This window comes from Neobacillus sp. PS3-34 (genome assembly GCF_030915465.1).
Classification (GTDB): domain Bacteria; phylum Bacillota; class Bacilli; order Bacillales; family Cytobacillaceae; genus Neobacillus_A.
This window is the reverse complement of the sequence record NZ_CP133267.1, coordinates 2,710,830-2,728,767: the sequence shown is the minus strand read 5'-3', so window position 1 is coordinate 2,728,767 and position 17,938 is coordinate 2,710,830. Positions and strand designations below refer to the sequence as shown.

18 protein-coding genes are annotated in these 17,938 nt (G+C 34.8%); 2 read left to right on the top strand and 16 right to left on the bottom strand.

Annotation, left to right across the window (positions count from 1 at the left end; all coding sequences use genetic code 11):
- Window positions 1-170 precede the first annotated feature (170 nt).
- Entirely contained in the window at window positions 171-2,528 is a 2,358-nt protein-coding gene (locus RCG23_RS14085; protein WP_308176216.1) for a bifunctional 2',3'-cyclic-nucleotide 2'-phosphodiesterase/3'-nucleotidase, read from the bottom strand.
- Between the two features lie 492 nt (window positions 2,529-3,020).
- On the opposite strand from RCG23_RS14085, the gene RCG23_RS14080 reads away from it, so the two are divergent.
- A complete protein-coding gene (locus RCG23_RS14080) occupies window positions 3,021-4,355 on the top strand; it encodes an MFS transporter (protein ID WP_308176215.1) in 1,335 nt (444 codons plus the stop codon).
- A 315-nt stretch (window positions 4,356-4,670) separates the two neighbouring features.
- On the opposite strand, the gene RCG23_RS14075 is transcribed toward RCG23_RS14080, so the two are convergent.
- From RCG23_RS14075 to RCG23_RS14015, 13 genes are all read right to left on the bottom strand, one after another.
- Window positions 4,671-5,582: an MBL fold metallo-hydrolase gene (locus RCG23_RS14075; RefSeq protein WP_308176214.1), complete on the bottom strand. Its 912-nt coding sequence runs from the start codon at window positions 5,580-5,582 to the stop codon at window positions 4,671-4,673.
- Window positions 5,583-6,416: 834 nt separating this feature from the next.
- Complete coding sequence (locus RCG23_RS14070; protein ID WP_308176213.1) at window positions 6,417-7,259, bottom strand: hypothetical protein; 843 nt, start codon at window positions 7,257-7,259, stop codon at window positions 6,417-6,419.
- Window positions 7,260-7,464: 205 nt separating this feature from the next.
- Window positions 7,465-7,953, bottom strand: a complete 489-nt coding sequence (locus RCG23_RS14065; RefSeq protein ID WP_308176212.1) for a hypothetical protein — start codon at window positions 7,951-7,953, stop codon at window positions 7,465-7,467.
- Window positions 7,954-8,261: 308 nt separating this feature from the next.
- Window positions 8,262-9,005: a hypothetical protein gene (locus tag RCG23_RS14060; RefSeq protein ID WP_308176211.1), complete on the bottom strand. Its 744-nt coding sequence runs from the start codon at window positions 9,003-9,005 to the stop codon at window positions 8,262-8,264.
- Window positions 9,006-9,890: 885 nt separating this feature from the next.
- Entirely contained in the window at window positions 9,891-10,310 is a 420-nt protein-coding gene (locus tag RCG23_RS14055; RefSeq protein ID WP_308176210.1) for a GNAT family N-acetyltransferase, read from the bottom strand.
- A gap of 143 nt (window positions 10,311-10,453) precedes the next feature.
- Window positions 10,454-10,918 carry a hypothetical protein gene (locus RCG23_RS14050; RefSeq protein WP_308176209.1) on the bottom strand — a complete coding sequence of 155 codons (465 nt, stop codon included), beginning with the start codon at window positions 10,916-10,918 and terminating at the stop codon, window positions 10,454-10,456.
- A gap of 312 nt (window positions 10,919-11,230) precedes the next feature.
- Window positions 11,231-12,106, bottom strand: a complete 876-nt coding sequence (locus RCG23_RS14045; RefSeq protein ID WP_308176208.1) for a hypothetical protein — start codon at window positions 12,104-12,106, stop codon at window positions 11,231-11,233.
- Window positions 12,107-12,296: 190 nt separating this feature from the next.
- Window positions 12,297-12,725: a hypothetical protein gene (locus tag RCG23_RS14040; protein ID WP_308176207.1), complete on the bottom strand. Its 429-nt coding sequence runs from the start codon at window positions 12,723-12,725 to the stop codon at window positions 12,297-12,299.
- A 223-nt stretch (window positions 12,726-12,948) separates the two neighbouring features.
- Window positions 12,949-13,137, bottom strand: coding sequence for a hypothetical protein (locus RCG23_RS14035; protein ID WP_308176206.1), 189 nt, complete (start codon window positions 13,135-13,137; stop codon window positions 12,949-12,951).
- A gap of 112 nt (window positions 13,138-13,249) precedes the next feature.
- Window positions 13,250-13,969, bottom strand: a complete 720-nt coding sequence (locus tag RCG23_RS14030; RefSeq protein WP_308176205.1) for a DUF1871 family protein — start codon at window positions 13,967-13,969, stop codon at window positions 13,250-13,252.
- A 155-nt stretch (window positions 13,970-14,124) separates the two neighbouring features.
- A complete protein-coding gene (locus tag RCG23_RS14025; RefSeq protein ID WP_308176204.1) occupies window positions 14,125-14,433 on the bottom strand; it encodes a hypothetical protein in 309 nt (102 codons plus the stop codon).
- Between the two features lie 88 nt (window positions 14,434-14,521).
- Window positions 14,522-15,367 carry a gluzincin family metallopeptidase gene (locus tag RCG23_RS14020; protein WP_308176203.1) on the bottom strand — a complete coding sequence of 282 codons (846 nt, stop codon included), beginning with the start codon at window positions 15,365-15,367 and terminating at the stop codon, window positions 14,522-14,524.
- A gap of 178 nt (window positions 15,368-15,545) precedes the next feature.
- Window positions 15,546-16,019, bottom strand: a complete 474-nt coding sequence (locus RCG23_RS14015; RefSeq protein ID WP_308176202.1) for an SMI1/KNR4 family protein — start codon at window positions 16,017-16,019, stop codon at window positions 15,546-15,548.
- A 269-nt stretch (window positions 16,020-16,288) separates the two neighbouring features.
- Here RCG23_RS14015 and RCG23_RS14010 point away from each other — a divergent pair, with 269 nt between their 5' ends.
- Window positions 16,289-16,798, top strand: coding sequence for a CBO0543 family protein (locus RCG23_RS14010; RefSeq protein WP_308176201.1), 510 nt, complete (start codon window positions 16,289-16,291; stop codon window positions 16,796-16,798).
- A gap of 111 nt (window positions 16,799-16,909) precedes the next feature.
- On the opposite strand, the gene RCG23_RS14005 is transcribed toward RCG23_RS14010, so the two are convergent.
- Window positions 16,910-17,197: a hypothetical protein gene (locus RCG23_RS14005; RefSeq protein ID WP_308176200.1), complete on the bottom strand. Its 288-nt coding sequence runs from the start codon at window positions 17,195-17,197 to the stop codon at window positions 16,910-16,912.
- A gap of 301 nt (window positions 17,198-17,498) precedes the next feature.
- The gene (locus RCG23_RS14000; protein WP_308176199.1) at window positions 17,499-17,879 is read right to left on the bottom strand and encodes an SRPBCC domain-containing protein; all 381 of its coding nucleotides are present in this window, start codon (window positions 17,877-17,879) and stop codon (window positions 17,499-17,501) included.
- Window positions 17,880-17,938 lie beyond the last annotated feature (59 nt).

The following is a 17,938-nucleotide window of genomic DNA, read 5'->3' as shown; positions in this document are numbered from 1 at the left end:
ATGAAGACCATTTCCAGCTCTCGACGCAGGGCTTTTGGTCTTCATCGCCCCTTTGGGTATCTTTTTTGATGGGTTTTTGGCCATGACACCGCTTATGAAGAACAGTTTTACGCTTCACCTACAAGTTAACAAAAAAGGAGGCGCAATTTTGCGCCTCCTTCTCTATTTCCTTATTTGCCGTTAGCTTGTTGAAGCTTTGCTTTTGAAGGTGTTTCATACTTGATGAGGGACTTGATGTTCGTGATGAATAATCCTCCACCAACTCCGTATTGACCACCATGTTCCCCGTCAAAGTTGTAAACGCGGAATACTTGTCCTGGGTTAAGGACACGTACTGGAACAAGTTTGTGGCCTACACGCTTCCAAAGGTTGATTGGCTTGATAACTGTGATCATACCAGTTTGTCCTGGCTTTAATACTGTACCTTTCCAGAATACCGGGCCAGCTGGCTTAGGAGTTGGAGTCGGTACGGGTGTTGGTGTCGGCACTGGTGCTGGTACAACAGTGGTATCTAATGAATATTGCTCAAAACCAGAACCATCTGGATTTGCTCCAAGGTCTTTAATATTTTTTGATGATTCTGCATATGGCTTTGCATCAGGTGATGAATTAAAGACAAGCTTTGCATCGCCCTTAACAGGCAGGAAGCTCCAGTTATTATCAGCTGAAGGATTTACTGTTCCTTGTTTAGCGATATAGTCGATTAATACCTGGCGGCTTTCATCAGGAGAACTGATGACTACCTTGCCGATTCCGCCTTTAAGGCCAGGGAAGTTACCGCCACCGCCTGCACGGTAGTTATTCGTTGCAACAATAAACTGCTGATCATCTTTAACTGGTGTTCCATCAGGCATTGTTAAATTCACAATTCGGTGAGAATCAGGGTTAATGACAACACCATTTTTGTCATATCTAGGTTTTTGCGTGATATCAATTTGATATTTCACTCCATCGATCACATCAAAATTGAAGGAAGGGAATGTATCATCAACGATATTTTGAGCGTCTGTTTTAGTCGTATCCACTGTATTAAATTGTCCAGCAGACATTTCCAACCATTCTTTAACAGTAGCACCTGTTACTTCTACTGCTCTCAGCGTGTTTGGATACAAATATAAATCATTGGCACTCTTGATAGACAGTTCGCCGGCAGGGATATTTGTATAGTAAGATACGCCACTTCTTCCACCCGCTTTAAACGGTGCGCCGGCTGATAAAACCGGAATACCTTTCAATTCAGGGCTCTTTGTTTCAATCCATTTTTTCACATAATCTGTTTGGGCATTGTTAACGATTTGGATCGTAGGGTCATCTTGTACCTGTGCAAAAAAGCTGTACAAAGGTGCAGATGTTGTACCAATTTTTCCACGTACATAGTCAAGTGTACCTAGGTGAGTTTCTTTTACAGCGTCAACGATTTCCTGGTCAGGACCGTCAACTGTTGAAACTTTATTTCCGTTTGCATCTTTTGTAACAAGCGGTTTAAGAGCAGCTTTAGAGCTAGTTACCGTCCACTTGCCATCTGTTTTTTGAAGCTCAAGGTCCATAACACCAAGATTATTTCCCCAGAAGCCCGCTTCCATGGCAGGAACATTGTTGATATGTCCATTTACGTTATCGATTGTGCTATTGTTGTTAAATTGTGCATCACCAGGGAAGTTCACGTGCGCATGTCCAAAAAGAAGAGCATCAACGCCTGGAACTTTCGTCAAAGCATAAACCGCATTTTCTGCGTCCTGCTGATCGGCTTGTGCAACGTCACAGCCAGAGTGAGCGATCGCAACGATTATGTCTGCGCCTTCTTCTTTCATCTTAGGGATGAATTTTTTAGCTGTTTCTACCATATCTTTCGCGATAACTTTTCCATGCAGATTATCATAATCCCACTGCATGATTTGTGGAGGAGCAAAGCCGATGACGCCGACTTTAATCGTTTGGTCCACACCATTTTCATCTTTTACGACTTTATCGATGATTTTGTAAGGTGTGAAGTAATTTTGGTCGTTTGTAGAATCATTATCTTTATCGTCTTTATAGATATTCGCATTTACAAAATTGTAAGGAACATTTTTCAATGCAGTATTAAGGAAATCTAAACCATAGTTAAATTCATGGTTTCCTGGAATACCAGCATCATATTTTAAGATAGACATAGCTTTAAACATTGGATGGACATCAGTTGCCGTTAATCCTTTAACCCTTGCAACGTAATCCGCCATTGGATTTCCTTGCAGTAAATCCCCAGCATCAAACAACATAGAGTTTTCAGGATTTGCTAGTTCTGTTCTCGCTTGATGGATGAGCTGTGCTGTCCGGTCTAAACCATAATCAATCGTGGGTGCATCTTTGAAGTAATCGTAATCCATTACGTTATCGTGGAGATCTGTTGTTTCAAGGAAGCGAAGTTTTACCGTGCTATCTGTAGTTGCTGCTTTCGCTTGGAATGATCCAATAGGTGAAGCAATTGTACCAACCAGTAAGGCTGCTGCAGTTAACTTGCTGATAATACCGAAACTATTTTTCTTCATTCGGTTTAACACCTGTCCTTTTCTTAAAATTTTAAGAATCCCACGATCCTCCAAAGACGATCCATTTATATGGCCACTTTAGAGTGAAGGCTCTTATTGACAGAGCAATCTATGGCACTTTTATTACAAGCAAGGAAAATAGTAATCTATTTATCTTAAACTTGTAATTCGTGACATATAGTCCCCTCGAACATTATATAATATAAAATTTAGAAACGGAAGATTCTTCTGCTAATTCTGTCTTTCTGAATAATTGTTAACTTTTTCCTAACAAACCGAGTGACAGGCACCTCCCAATTTTCTGGGAGGTGCCTGTCACCTTTGGGCACGAAATCCAACTCTTGACAGTAGAGTCTATTTGCTTTAATATTCTTCAAGTTCGAGATTTTCCAATTACGAAAAACAGCCAAAACAAAGCTTTCCTATGTGGGGTTTCTACCTATTTAATGAAAGCAAAAATAGTAAACAACCTATATAAAAGGAGAATTATAAATGAATAGCAGAACGACCGTAATGATTAGTATTGTTCTTGCCATGCTGGTAGCGTCAATGGATGCGACAATCATGAATACAACCATGCCGATTATCGCAAAAGAACTGGGCAGATTCGACTTGTATGCATGGTCGTTTGCGTCCTATATGATTGCCAGCACGATCCTCTCACCTGTGGCAGGCAGATTATCCGATTTGTTCGGGAGGAAAAAAGTATTTGGATTTGGTATTTTATTATTTTTAATAGGATCCCTTCTTTGCGGATTGTCCGCGTCAATGGTCCAATTAGTCATTTTCCGTGCTGTTCAGGGAATTGGAGCAGGATTCATGATGCCGTTCCCTGCGATTATCGCCGGGGATTTGTTTTCAGTTGAAAAAAGGGGAAGAATCCAAGCGTTATTTACCGCGATGTGGGGCTTATCAGCCGTCCTCGCTCCATTGCTCGGCTCCTTTTTCGTTGAGTATATGACTTGGAGATGGATTTTCTTTGTCAACTTGCCAATATGCTTAGTCTCGTTTTTCACCCTGCTTCCATATAAGGAAAATTATCAGCCCAAAAAAGCGAAGGTCGATTATATCGGAGCGATTTTATTCGCTGTCGGTGTTACGTTCCTTCTATTAGATACGATCGTTAAGGACAATAAGATACTCTTCTTTATTGTTGGAGCCGTCTTTCTCGTTGTTTTTTACTTTTTCGAGAAAAAACAAGCGTCGCCTATCGTTCCGCTTTCCATGTTTAAAAACAAGATGATTTCACGGATTAACATCAATGCTTTTATCGGAACGACCGCATTATTCGGTACAGCCAGCTTTGTCCCACTATTCCTGCAAAATATTGCCGGACTGTCACTATTTATGAGTGGAGTGGCCTTACTTGGCACCGCGATTGGCTGGATGGCTGCCGCTGTACCTGCAGGGAAATGGATTCTGAAATATGGATACCGTATTCTGTTAATCATCGGGAATATTTTATTATTTTTCACGGGTGCATTATTAACCCAGCTTAATCCAAGCCATGGTTTTTGGTTTGTATTTCTTGTCATGATCGTTCAGGGATTGGCATTCGGCCTGCTTACCACTGTCGGCATGATTGGCGTTCAACAGCTAGTTGGCGGCCACGAAAGAGGAATATCCACCTCCTTCTTCATGTTCTGTCGTAATATGGGCACAGCGATTGGAGTCACCATCATGGGAGCCCTCTTAACAAACGGGACCAATTTCATGCAAGGAATACACCATTTGTTCCTGTATGGTTTTATCGGAAGTATCTTTGCATTACTAACATCCTTCCTGATTCAGAAGAACACAGCAGAGGAAAAAAGGATGGCAGCATAACAATAGGTTAGAAACTGGACGCATTGGGCTAATCAGTTTTGTTTTAAAGTACAAAATTGCTGCACTGAAATTAGAGAGGGAAATAGTATACATTTCCCCACTCGAAAATAGTACGCAAAAACGCTCAGAGTCAGCTCTGAGCGTTTTAATTTTATTAATGGTTTATTCCAGTAAAGCAGCCGTTACTTTAAGTAGAATTCTTCACAATCTGATTTGCCAATTAAATTAGGAAAAAGCGATGCCTTGTTAAAGAATCGACTCTGTTAGTTTAATAAGGATCGAGTTTGTTATATCTCTTTGTTATGGGTCACCAAGCTAGTTAGGATTCTTTAAAATTTTTAAATTCTGAATAAACAATTCAGGGGATGCCCACTCTTTATATTTATCAGGAATTGGAACTTCATCTAGATTATTGTTTTCATTTGAAATAATCTTTAATTCTTTTATGTAGTTAATTAACTTTGTAATATCCTCTTTTGTTCCAATTGGTCCATGTCCAGGGATTGCTTTTTGTATCTCAAAGCTCTTAACTTTGTTTAAAATACTTTCCCAATGTATTAGATTAGACTCGGGGAAAAATGATGGGTGAGTCTTGACAAATAAAAGGTCAGCCATAAAGATAATTTCATCTTCAGGTATATAAAGAATAGAATCACAATATGAGTGACCTCCCCCAAGTGCCATCAGTATAGCAGTACGTTTTGTTCCATAAATAGTAAATTCTGTGTTAAAAGCGTATTGTGGTAAAACTAATTCTAGGGTGGGCAGCGAAATTGCTATCTCTCTTAGAAAATTAATTTTATTGTCTAAATTTATGTCAGTGGAGCTTTTCCTTTGTTCAATTAGTGATTCAATATAATTGTTTAAACCTGTTATATCTTCTTTTTGTTTGGCAATTCTTTGTGGATGATTTTCCTTCATTTTTTGAAGAGTTGTTTGACTAGATAATATATTACATTTTTTAAATACCTGATTACCTCTAATATGGTCACCATGCCAATGACTATTGATAACCCAAGAAACAGGTTGATTTGTAATGTTTTCGGCTAAATTTCTTAAATCTTCTGCTGCTTGTTGAGTGTTAAAAGTATCAAAAATAATTGTTGTTCCACCTAAATCTATAAATCCCGCATTCCCAACTGATCCACTACCATCTTTTGCGATTGCTGCATAAATACCTTTACTTATTTTCTCAAGTGTAAAATGTTTAGAAGTAAATTCAGTCATCAAGTCTTTTCCCCTTTCATTAAACAAATTCAGCCGTAATTTTAACAATTTACTATTCCAAATTATTCTTTTTTCAATTTAAAAATTCCTTCTTAAACTAAACTGCCCGTTAGCACAATAAGAAAAGCCGCCTCAATGACAGCTCCGTTCTTCATCTCTTGCACAGAGAGATAGTAAGATTTATTAGAAAACCAATCAATATAAAGACCAGTATTAAACCAGGGTTGGTCTCCGGTCACAATAAAAATCACCGAAGTTAGAATTTATTTTATTGAAAATAATTTAAAAATAAAGTCATATACAATAAAAGGGTCAAAGGGGCAGTAAATAGCAAAATTCTCCTAAAATTATTCCGTTCATTTTCATCATTCAAATAAGTTAAAATATATCTTCTGATGGCAACTCCTAATGAAAGCACTAAAAGTATAGTTAGTAATAACACCAAAAGAAATTTCAAGTTCGGAAACGTCCTTGCTTCCGGTGTTAACAATAAGGTTTTTGTAGAGAAATAGGAAATAACGTATAAAAGTAAATTGAAGATAATAATAACTATCCAATTATTTCTTGGTTTCATTTGATTCCCCTTATAAACTGTTGTGTTACTTCAATAAACTTCTTATAAAAATGATTCTCCACATTTATCTCTCCCAAATCTTCTCTTTATAGCAAAAGAGCGTTCCTGCTTAAATACAGAAACGCTGTTTTTTCCATTTTATCATCCTTTTATTTTCCAAAAACTAAACATTTTCTAAACTTTTCCATTTATTGACTTAAAGCCCCCGTTAGCTGAACAAGGTCACTCATACTTGTTTTGATTTTTTGTTCTTTTCTATATCAAAGATATTCTAACAGTTTTCCGCCCACTATATAATGGTTGTCATTCTCATCCAGTGCTTCATGAGATGTGATAATAAACCATTCATAAGTTTTATCAAATATGCAGCAATCACTTGGTAAATTATCATTTACTTCCTCGACAATCTCATTAATTAACTCCTCCGTTTTCACCTCATAAACTGCACTTCTGGCATGTGAAACAGGGAGAATCGCGTTTGATTCATCCAACAGGAGATAGACCAGGTTTGGTAAGGGCTTGATCAGTTTTGATAAGTTATCTAGTCCTACCACTTTATTCTTTATGGCAAATGTGGATTCCCATATATATCCTTCACTTTCAGCAGAAATAAACTGTTCAGTCAGCTCTTTAATCATCTCTTTTGAATTACCTAAAGGACGGTACTCCCGCCAGCTTGCATTGACAATGGGATCAACATCTGGAAAATAGATGTATCGTTCACCATTCTCAATTGAAAACTCTTCAAAGAAAAGAGAGTTTTCATATATTTTATCCTCACCAAACACCCAATCGTTCAGCCATTCATGGGCAAAGGTTGGATAGTATGATTCACTTTGTACCTTTAGGTAGATCCCTTCCGGTATGATAAATTCAGTTAGCCAATCATTATCAAAAGCAGCGTCCTTTTCTACTCCTATAAAGTTGGCGGTTGCGTCATCGTCATATATTACATAAAACTTTTTCGTCACAGGACGGCCTAGTTTATTACTCAATAGCTCTAATTCCTCTATATAATTAGGTTTCTCAAACATTTCCCCTTTTTCATAAAAACCAACAAGAGTAATGGCGTTAGGAACTGGTGTCATTTCATAGGCAGACATTATCTTTTCCTCACTTTCAAAACTTTTGAGTAACTATGATTGCTTTGAATAACTTGTGTTTATGAAGACCTTAGATCCCTTCATATATATCTCGACTACTTTTAATAACATTATAACAATTTCTTGTTAAACTAACCTGCCCTTTACTTGAATAAGAAAAAGCATTACCGTTGTTTCAGTAATGCCCCCGTTAGTTGAAGAAAATTTACTTCTGATTGTATTCATTTAAATCCTTCCAACCTTCAAAAGTGTTTCTAAATTTATTTGATAATACATTATCTTTACTAAGAAGGAGAATTGATGAAGAGTCCCACAGGACTAATTCAACAACAGCCTTTGGATGTTGAATTTTAGGATTATCAATCCAAAAATTTGGATTTCCATCAGCATAAGGTTCCACTTTAATTTCATTTAGATCAATTTTCTCATTCTTTTCAAATGCTGAAAATACACCCCAAATAAAATAAACGTCTTTATTTTTAGCAAGTTTAGTTAGGTTTTCGCCTGTAATCCAATAGTTATTAAGAGCAGTAGCACTTTCTTCAAATTCTCGATATTCTTCAAAATAATCAAGATAATTCTCAGGGTAAGACCAATCAAGGTCAGTTAGTAGCCAATTATAATTTTTTTCGAGTCCGTTGAACGAATTTAGTATTTCTTTCAACTCTAAAAAATCATCTAAAATGGTGTTCATTTCAACCCACCTCTACTAATTTTCCATTTATTTTATCATAATACATTATTGAACTATCCTGCCCCTTTAGCCATCCATGCAGCACAAAATCAGTGCTGCACCACAGAGAATGAAAATGGGTAGGAAGTGTCAATACTGATACTGACCTTAATCCAGTCCACCCCAATCCATAGACTTATTAATTAACGCTCTCCTCTTTTTTATCGATTGAGCAGGGTCTTCTTAAGTATTGTCATTTTTCTAATCTTGAAGAAACCTATTTTCATGGTAGTTAAAGAGTGTCTTCCTTTTTTATCTTTTTGAAAACATTAAGCATTCTTAACTACTTGCAATTCAAATCCTTCAGTAAATAAATTTTCTCTTGTTATATAACCAGAGCAATCATGTATATCTCCAATATCAAACCATTTGTAGTCTGTTATTTGAGTATGTAATAAAAGTCTATATTCCTTTTGATGTATAAAAGATTTATCTTTTTGAAACACAACATTTAGCTTATTTTGTTCGTAAGAAATATATTTTTTTAAATCATTATTTGAAAGATCATGATATGTAACAAAGTCGTGCGTGACTTTAATCTCTTGCTCTTTCATTCGTTGAGCAACTCTTTCTAAAAAAATCGGATGTATTAATAAAGCATGTTCCCCAAAGTCTTTTTGTAATAGAATTTTGTCATCTTCATCAAAGACAGTCCTTGTATAATAATATTCATCATCCTGATCTTCAACTTCTAAATAGTCACCATTTAGTCCATATAGGCAAAATACAGGCATGTGATCAATTTCACCATCATCAAGACTTACTTTATTAGCTTTAGCTTCAAGTTTAATAGTATCGGAAAGGTGAAACTTAACTTTTTGTGGAACAATGACCAAAGATGAATCGTATCTATCCCCTATGCCTTTTTTACCTTTTTTTTTCTCAAAATCTTTATAAATTTTAGCAGTACCACATCTTAAATTACCGTTTTGAAGGCTTTCTACATGACTTTGATCATCCATGAATTTTAAAAACATAAACTTATTTTTAAATGAAGAATCGTATTCTGACAATCTCAACTCTCCACCCCCTCCTAATTTTTGCAAGACTTCCGAGACGGATCAGTGCCGTTTCTATATTGGTTCAAAGAAGTAAAAAAGCTTAACCCATTACAGGTTAAGCAGATTTACCGCAAGGTTAATTAACGCCGTCACTAGTCCGACAACCTCACTTGAAATTTTGATTCGTATAGACATCTTGATTTCCATTTTCATTTCATCCTTTTGAAGAGGGTAGGACCACTGCCGAAGCAGAACCCAGGATTACTGCCAAAGCAGGGCAGAAGCAAAGCCAAAAGTAGAACCCACTCCATTCCGTGTTGCCTCTCTATTAAACCTCTTTTTTCCTGATAGTGTAAATAGATTTTCTATAAGTCGAATGGTAATAAATATCACGTTGTTATGGTCTAATTGTTAAACTATCGCCCCCGTTACTTGAATAAATAAAAAGTATCACCCCTAGGTTCTTCGCTTTCTTTTTTGTCGAAAATGAAGAAGGAACTTCGCCGTGATAATGCAGAGAAACCAGAGAAAAATCCCGATAAAGCTGATGACGTGATGATTGCCGTCATCGAAGTTCGGTGCCAACCATTCACTGTGCAGAAGTTTGCTTAAGGCGTAGAGGAAAAAATAAAAAAAGGTAAAAAGAAACACATCCATCTTTGTCCATCTGCCTTTTTTGATGCCGATAAAGGAAATGAAAACCATAATCACAAAAGTTATCAGCCAGTACACCAATTCGACCACACCCTTTTGGTTCCTCGAAAATTTTTAGTTTCTTACAATTATTCTATTGGTAATACTTCTTCAAGTAAACTGCCACTTTAGCTTAATAAGAATAAAGATGCCGCAGCAGCAACACCTTTACTTAACATAAGCACCCGTTAGTCGAACAAGAACTTATTTAGATTTAAAGTAAATTATCTCAGGGTCTTCTTCATCTAAATTTTCAATAAACCCACTTTTTATGAATCCATTTACTTTAAAAACTTCTTGCATTCTTTGATTTGATTTATTGGTTGAAGAGAAAATTTTCTTTGTTGGCGAACTGTTTATAAAATACTTAATAAGTGATGTAGCGTATCCTTTTCGCCTTTCAGTTGGTTTAACGATTATCAGTGAAATGAAGCTACAATCAAAGAAATGAGTATCAAATATTAAAAAACTAACGATAAGATTCTTATCATTAGCAATTATACATCTCTCTTCTTCAATAGCTTTCCTAATATATTCACATCTGCTATTGTTACCGATTACTTCTTCATCAATTTTTACTATATTATCTAAATCAATTAATTGAGCCATTTTTAGTGATTGCAATACAATAACCTCCTTAACTTTTTAGATTCCTAAATTCGCTACTGAATAAAACAAATCCTTCTTACATTAACCTGCTTCGTTTGTTTAATAACAAAAATGCCACCTAAAATGGCAGCAACGTCTATACTAAAATGAGTTTTCTTTTATACACTGATTAAGTATTCGTATTTTTTTAATGTGTCTAAATCCTTTTTGTGAAGTTTTAAATCTTTTACTTCAATGTACAGTTTTTTTGCAATTAATATTTGCCTTTCTTTTATTAAGAAATCCATTAATTCTTGAAAGGTGTCTGTCCTAATAAACGGTAATTCAGCAACATTTAAAATGTTAATTCCTTCCTGATAATATCGGTAACCTGATTCATACAAATTTAGCATAAAATAACTATGACCAATGGTTAGGTTAGTTATGGCTCTTTCACTTTCATCTAATTGGAATTTTTCCATTTTTTCTTTCGATAAATTTATTAATTCCTTCCACCCTTTTTGAACGAATAATTTTGTTTCTCTTTCGCGGTAACCGTTTAAAGTAAAAGGACCTTTAGTTCTTAAATACCTTCGCAAAATCCACATTGAAAGAACTATGGAAAGTACCAGTAGAATGCCCATAATATTATCCACCTCTAATAAAATTCCATAGAAAAACATAGGTGAAATAAATATAACTCTGGTCAGTAAATTCCACACCAACAAAAATATGGAAATTACTCCTTTAGCTAAAGAATCTTGAATTAAACTGCCCCTTTGCTTTAAGAACAAAATTAGCAGGTAGTGGTTGTCGGTTATTTATGTAATGCACCCGTTAGTGGAACAAGGAATTTATGTGCCGTTTCCGATTGTCTTATAAATTATTTCATCAAAGTGAAACCTTGAAAGACTGAGTCCTTCAAGGCTTTTAATAAGTTTTCTACTCTAAAGTAATTAATGTTTATTTTCTAATATTGCTTTAGCTTCACTAACTTTTATATTGTAATGTTTTTTATTTACAAACCACAGATCTTTTAAATTTGAAAGATTAAGAACAACTTTAATATCACCATCTATTATTGTTGTATCCCCTCCTAAAAAAATTTTTATCAAGTTTAGACACTTGTGGAGCGGTTTTATAGATTCTATCTTTCCACAATTTATGATTAATAATGTTTTTAAATTTGTCAAATTACTCAATTGCTCAAGGGTATTTAATTTTTTACAAGTTTCAACTTCTATTTCTTCTAATAATTCCAGACGATCAATCGATTCAAGTGATTCCAGTTGAGTACATCCAAATAAATCAATAATTTTTAAATTAATTAGATTATCTATCCCTTTTAGAGTCTTTAACTTGGTTGAAGTTAATTGTAACCTTTTTAAGTTATAAAAATTATTAACGGCAACCAAGTCTTCATATGGATAGTTAATAATATTCAAATTCTCAATTGAAGAAAGGTTAAATATATTTATTAAATGCTTATTCCACCTACCTTGAAACGTTTTTAAATTCTCAAAATTGTTAAAATCTAAATCAAGTGATAAGTTACAACCTAAACCTAGATGTTCTAATAATTTCAAGTCATTCATTACACTTAAATCTCTAATATCATCTGCGTAGACTTCTATTCCTTTCAGGAAAGGTAGTGTCTTTAAAAAAGATAAATCATTATCTTTCCAACCAGCAGATCTACTAAGTCTAAGATTATTAATTTCTTTTTTAAGCAAAATATTTCTAAAACTCTCATCCCAATTACCAGTTAAGACTAAACAGTCTCCGGAATTTTTTTCTCCAGTGGTAATAAAATACTTATTATCGTCGGTCAATTTAATAAATACCTCCTTGCTGGGCAAATAGGATCAAGCTTCAATACAAATGCTATTCCACTAAACTCCCTTCAGTAGAATAAGAAAAGAACCGGCCAATAATAGCCGGTCATAAGCTCTCGCCCCCGTTAGTTGAACAAGGTCGATTAAAAAACGTTCTACCCATAAAAGGCAACAACACCTTTTCCCGTTACTTATGTTCGTAATCTAATACTTCTACACTAAAGCCGTGACTACATCCAATTTTAGGACTATCACAAGAAGGCGAAACTCTCACTTTAACTAAGTCTTCTCTATACCCAATTGGTCCATTGTTTTGTCCTGGAACTTGAATTTTCAAGGAAATATCATAAGAATGATTGTTGTTATAAACAATATTAACAATCCTCTGTTGCTGCCAGCCAAAACCAGAAGCTTCTTTTCCTCCATACTCTTTTATTACCCTTTTATCAATAGCTGGGAATATAATATCCAGAATAATATCCTCTGGTGTTACATACCAGTCTTCTGCATATGGTTTAATTTCATTTGGTTCTAGAGGTTTAGCATAAACCAAGTTACCTGTGGCAAACATTAATAAAATTGCAAAGAAAACAATAACTTTTTTCAGAATGCTCACTCCTGTAAATTCGTTACCGTTAGTCTTTGCATTTCCAGTTAATATTATCTACGACAACCAATCCGCATATCCGAACCAAGCGGTTCGCTCGTTCAAATGAAATATTATTTAACCAAATTAATGTTTAACTAACCTCCCCTTTAATCAAAGAAGAAAAGAACCTGCCGATAATCGCCGGAACCATATACTACTCTCGCCCACTTTAGTTAAATAATTGAATTGTTTAATTACCCTTATTATTATTTTCTAATTCTTTTTCAATTTCCTCATTACTCAGCTTTTCTATTTCTTCCTCCTTAACGTTTAAATGTTTAGAAATCAATTTCAATTGATATTTAATAGTTGAAAGACTAAAAATAACATAAAAAATTATTGCAATGTTTAATATGAAAAACACAATTCCCCAAAACATTAAATCCTCTCCCTCCACAACTTGATTAGTTTTTATTCTTAATCACATTAGTTCTTTACCGAATGGAAATTACCTTTTTTTTCACAAACCTCCCCGTTAGCTGCATAACCTGCTAAAACAACTTTTCCCAAATCTTTTCGGCAACAGGATAACATTTTTCTACCGAGTATTTTTCTGCATCAACGGCATCTTCTCCAAACCACTTAACAAATACCTTGTGTATTACATATGCAAGCTGTTCAACTGATTTAACATCAGGTAAGGCACTGGTTATATCACTTATCTCAGAATCATACTCATCTTCTGGTGTGTGTGGTAAAAAGTTAAAAGGATCCCATTCGTCAATTACTTCTTTAATAATGTTAAATTTTTTAGACGTATATTCCCGAAAATATAACTTAGAAATTTTAAGAGTTATTTTATGTACTAGTATCAAGAAGAGATAGAACAAATTTGAGGCAATTACACTTAGTATGAACATCGCTACAAAATCTTCAAAGGGAGAGTATGAGGACCAACCATTAAAAAGAAAATAAAAGATTATCGTTGGGATCAGACTTGCAATAGAGTACATTCCTACTTTTAACAAATATGTCTTAATCCCAATACTTTGAGAACAGTGATTAAACCATTTATCAATCATAAAGGAAATCGGTACACCTATAAGCAAGTACACAGGGGTGATATATATACAATTCAAAAAGAATGTTGCTCCTACGCCAAAGGAATAGGTGCCTTGAATACTTTCCGACTCTGGGGTGTAAGAATAAATAGATAATCCCAAGGAAAATACCAAAGTAGATATAAAAGCTACAAAAATTCTTTTAATCAATTTTTCACCACCAATTTCCTTTTGTTAAGTGTATTTGATTAATATATTCAAGGGTTCGTTTGCAGAATCCTTCTTCAACAAACCTGCCCGTTAGTCGAATAAGGAAAAGGCGATGCCTTCTTAAAGCATCGCACCCGTTACTTCAATAAGACTGTTTAATCGAGGCTATTCAACCAATCTTGTAACCACTCCCGTGGAATTTGTATTTTAGAGACATCCAATTTTTGAAGTTCTGTTAAAGAGTATGTGTTAATTAGATACAATTCCCATTGCGTGTCAATCTCTTCGGCAACTTTAAGACCTTTATCCCCCTTATACCTTGATTTCTCTAATTGTTCTTCACTGTTCCAATATTCATAACACCAATCAGCCAGTTCTTTGTGCACAAGACGATGTTCTAATGCCTTTTTAAGCATCTTTTTCAAATTATCTGTTGTATGTTCTAAATCATCTAATTTGGACATTTTACTCCCCTTGGATTGCAACTTTTATTCAGCTATCCTGTCCGTTAGTCGAATAAGGAAAAGGCAGTTTTTATGAAAGTTTGTTTATTTATTTCTGAAAAATCGATTCATCTAATGAGAATAACATTTCACTTAGAGAATAATAGTCACTGAAACCATTAATTTCAGGTTGAGACGGATCTTTTTCTCTTATTAAGGAATCAAGCCATTCATTTTCTAATTGGGGCAAGCCTTTTCCGTAAACCATTGATAGATTTTCCTCAAGTTTCCTCTTATTAAACACCTTTTCAAATCTTTTTATTCCATAATTTTCAATTAGATAACTTACAAAGGAACCCGATTCCAAATAACTTAACCATTGAATTGTATAACCCTCACTTGTATCTGCGGAGGCACGAAAAAACGATCGTTCTGTCTTCTGATCTATCAATTTATGTAATGGAATATTTTTATTAGACTCTACTACGGTTTTCATTAACCTTTGTATAGGAACTGTCTCGTTTGGAAAGTATGGTTTTCCTAACTTATTTTGAAGATATATTGCAAATCCTTCCTGTGTAAAATAGCCGCAATTTGTATCAAAATCATTTCCATAACCTAAAAGAGTATGGGATAATTCGTGAACCAAAGGATAATTGCCAGTATTTACAGAGTATAATTTAACTTCATTTCGATAACCAGTCGATATTCCTTTTCCTTTTTCAATTTCAATAACGATTTTCTTTGCTGGTTGAAATTCAGTATTAAATTTCATAATTTCATCATACGTCGATAACGTCTCTTTCCTGATCTTATCTAATCTGACATTTGATACATTTGCCTTATTATTAAATTGGAATGTAATCCGTCTATCTTTAGTTTGGAATTGGTTTTCATTTAAATCGCATCCCATTAAAATAATAAAAATTAAAAACAAAACCTTACTCGCCTTCATTAGTTCCTCCTTAAGTAAAAGAACTAGCCCCCTCAACGTAGACGATAGTCTTATTATCAAGTTCCTTCTTCCACTAATCTGCCTGTTAGCACAATATGAGTAAAGCCGACAACAATAACAGCCCAGCCTTCAACTCAGGTACCCCCTTAATTGAAGAAGATGGGTAGTACCGAACTGGTTAGATTATTGCATTCTTAAACAAAGAAGTAAGGTCATCTGCTAATTGATTTTTAGAATAATCATCGTGGTATATTCGAAATACGCTTAGCTGCTTTGAACTTAGTTTGATATATATAGGGTCACCGCTTCCGTGGGAACAACTTGCTGAAAAAACATATCCATCTTCTAATACCGATATTCCAGGTTCATATTTAGTGCTTTCATCAATTATGTCATCCACACCTCCCCATATAATATATGAAACCCCATCATAATCCTCATCAGGTTCATCTTCTTGGATTCCGAACTCTGCATCTATTAAAGGGACGGTTGTATATAATTCGATATACCATTCTGGCAATTTTATTTTAAGTTCTTTTTCTAATTTTGCTAAATCACTTTCGGTTGCCGTTTTGCCAACAAAATCGGGATATTTTAACTTAATTCTTTCTACAAGCCTCTTAGCTTCGATAATTATTTCATTATTTGTCATTTTCCATACTCCCATTTCAATTTATCTATTTAGAGTTCGATTGAGTCCAATAAAATCCTTCTTATCAAATAATTCTTGTTGAACTAAACTGCCTTTTAGTTGAACAACAAAAAAGAGCTGCCACCGCAACTCCATCTTCAACTCAAGCACCCCGTTACTTTAAGTGAAACACTTCACAAATATGATAAAACACCTACATTCTTCAACAAATTATCGTTATAAAGAGATGAAAAATACACAAACTATAATATTAGAGGAGAGTGTTCTTAATGACAGACCGAAAAATACTAAAATTCCTATGGGTGTTAGGATTGGTACTTCTTTTCCCTACATTATTAAAAAAACCAATAAAAGAACATTTAATCATTTTTTTATTAAGTTCTTTTTTCAATACACCTTTAGATAACTACCTTGTTTCAAAAGACCGTTTAGAGTATCCAGTTAGGCTGAAAAATGAACGTAAATTTACGAAAGGGAGTTTTTTATACGATAGTATTTTGTGTCCGTTAATTACTGTTTGGTACTATCAGTCCACTCGAAAAATAAAAAAGTTAAGTGAAATCATATTGAAAACATTTTTATTTACTACACCACAAGTTGTTTTGGAAGCTTTAATGGAACGTTTTACAAGAACCATTAAATACAAAAAAGGATGGAAATGGTACCATTCCTTTATTGGAATTTTTTTAATAAAATTATACATTAGAGGGTTTGTTGGTTTAATTAATCTAATTTCAAATGCCCAACATTCATCAGAAAAAGCAAAGGGGACTCATTAACTTCCTTTGTTTTTTATTTTAGTTGATCGTAACTAAACTGCTCCGTTACTTGAATAAGAAAAAGGCTTTACTCCTTCTTGAAGTAAAGCACTCCGTTACTTCAATAAGCATTTATCTGTATTGGTCTAAGTAATCTTTTCCCCAATTCAAGAATTTTGTCCAAATAGACACATCAAACACCGATTCTTTATCAAGTTTAAAATGTTCTCCAAGTGCTTTCCATTCAAGAAAATTAAAACCTAATGGATACTTTCCCAACTTGGTTAATTCGATTAATAACCCCTCAAAAGCCATTTCATATTCACTATGATTAAAGTAATGTTCTACCTCTTTTATTACATCAGTAGATAATATAACCTTTGACACTGCTATGCACTGTTTTAACTTGCTCACTTCCATACCTGAAGCCTCACCTCATCAATGGAATTTTTTTGAATTAACCTGCCCCGGTAGCTGAATAAGAAAATGATGCTGCCGCCACAACACCTTGTTTAACTCTCGCCCCCGTTAGCTCAATGACCTGTAACGTTAAAAGTGATTAAGGTTTTTTCGCCGATTAAATTTTTTATCGCATTCTAATTCAGGGAGACAAGATAGTCGGCAAGTTTATCGAAAGTACCCTCAAGATCTTGTTGAAGCATTGGAGCCATACCGTTGTAAGATTCTTGTTCCTCAGCGGAAGCGTTCACAGGCCAACCTTTCAGTTTAAAACAGTTTTACCTTCGTCATCTTCAAGCGTTATGACATTCATAATTTCAAGAGGCCAGCTCCCACTAAAAGGCGCTCCGACCGTATTGCCTTGCTCATCGGAAAAGGATTGGATATAAGACACTTTCTCAGGTTCGACAACCTCTTGGTATGTAAATTTTCTCCACATAACTAGATTTCCGTTAGGAGACGTCAGAAAACCTAAAAACCGGCCACCTGATCGAGCGTCCATTATAACGACTTCGAGGGTGAATCCCTTTGGTCCCCACCATTTCGCGAAATGCCCGTGCTCTGTCCATGCTTTAAATACGAGTTCGCGAGGGGCATCGAATACACGCGTAAATTCGAACGATTGATTCAGATTGTTAACCATAAAAATCCTCCTTGTTTTTTGAAAGGAACTATTTCTAGTCTGCAACTTTATTTTCTCAG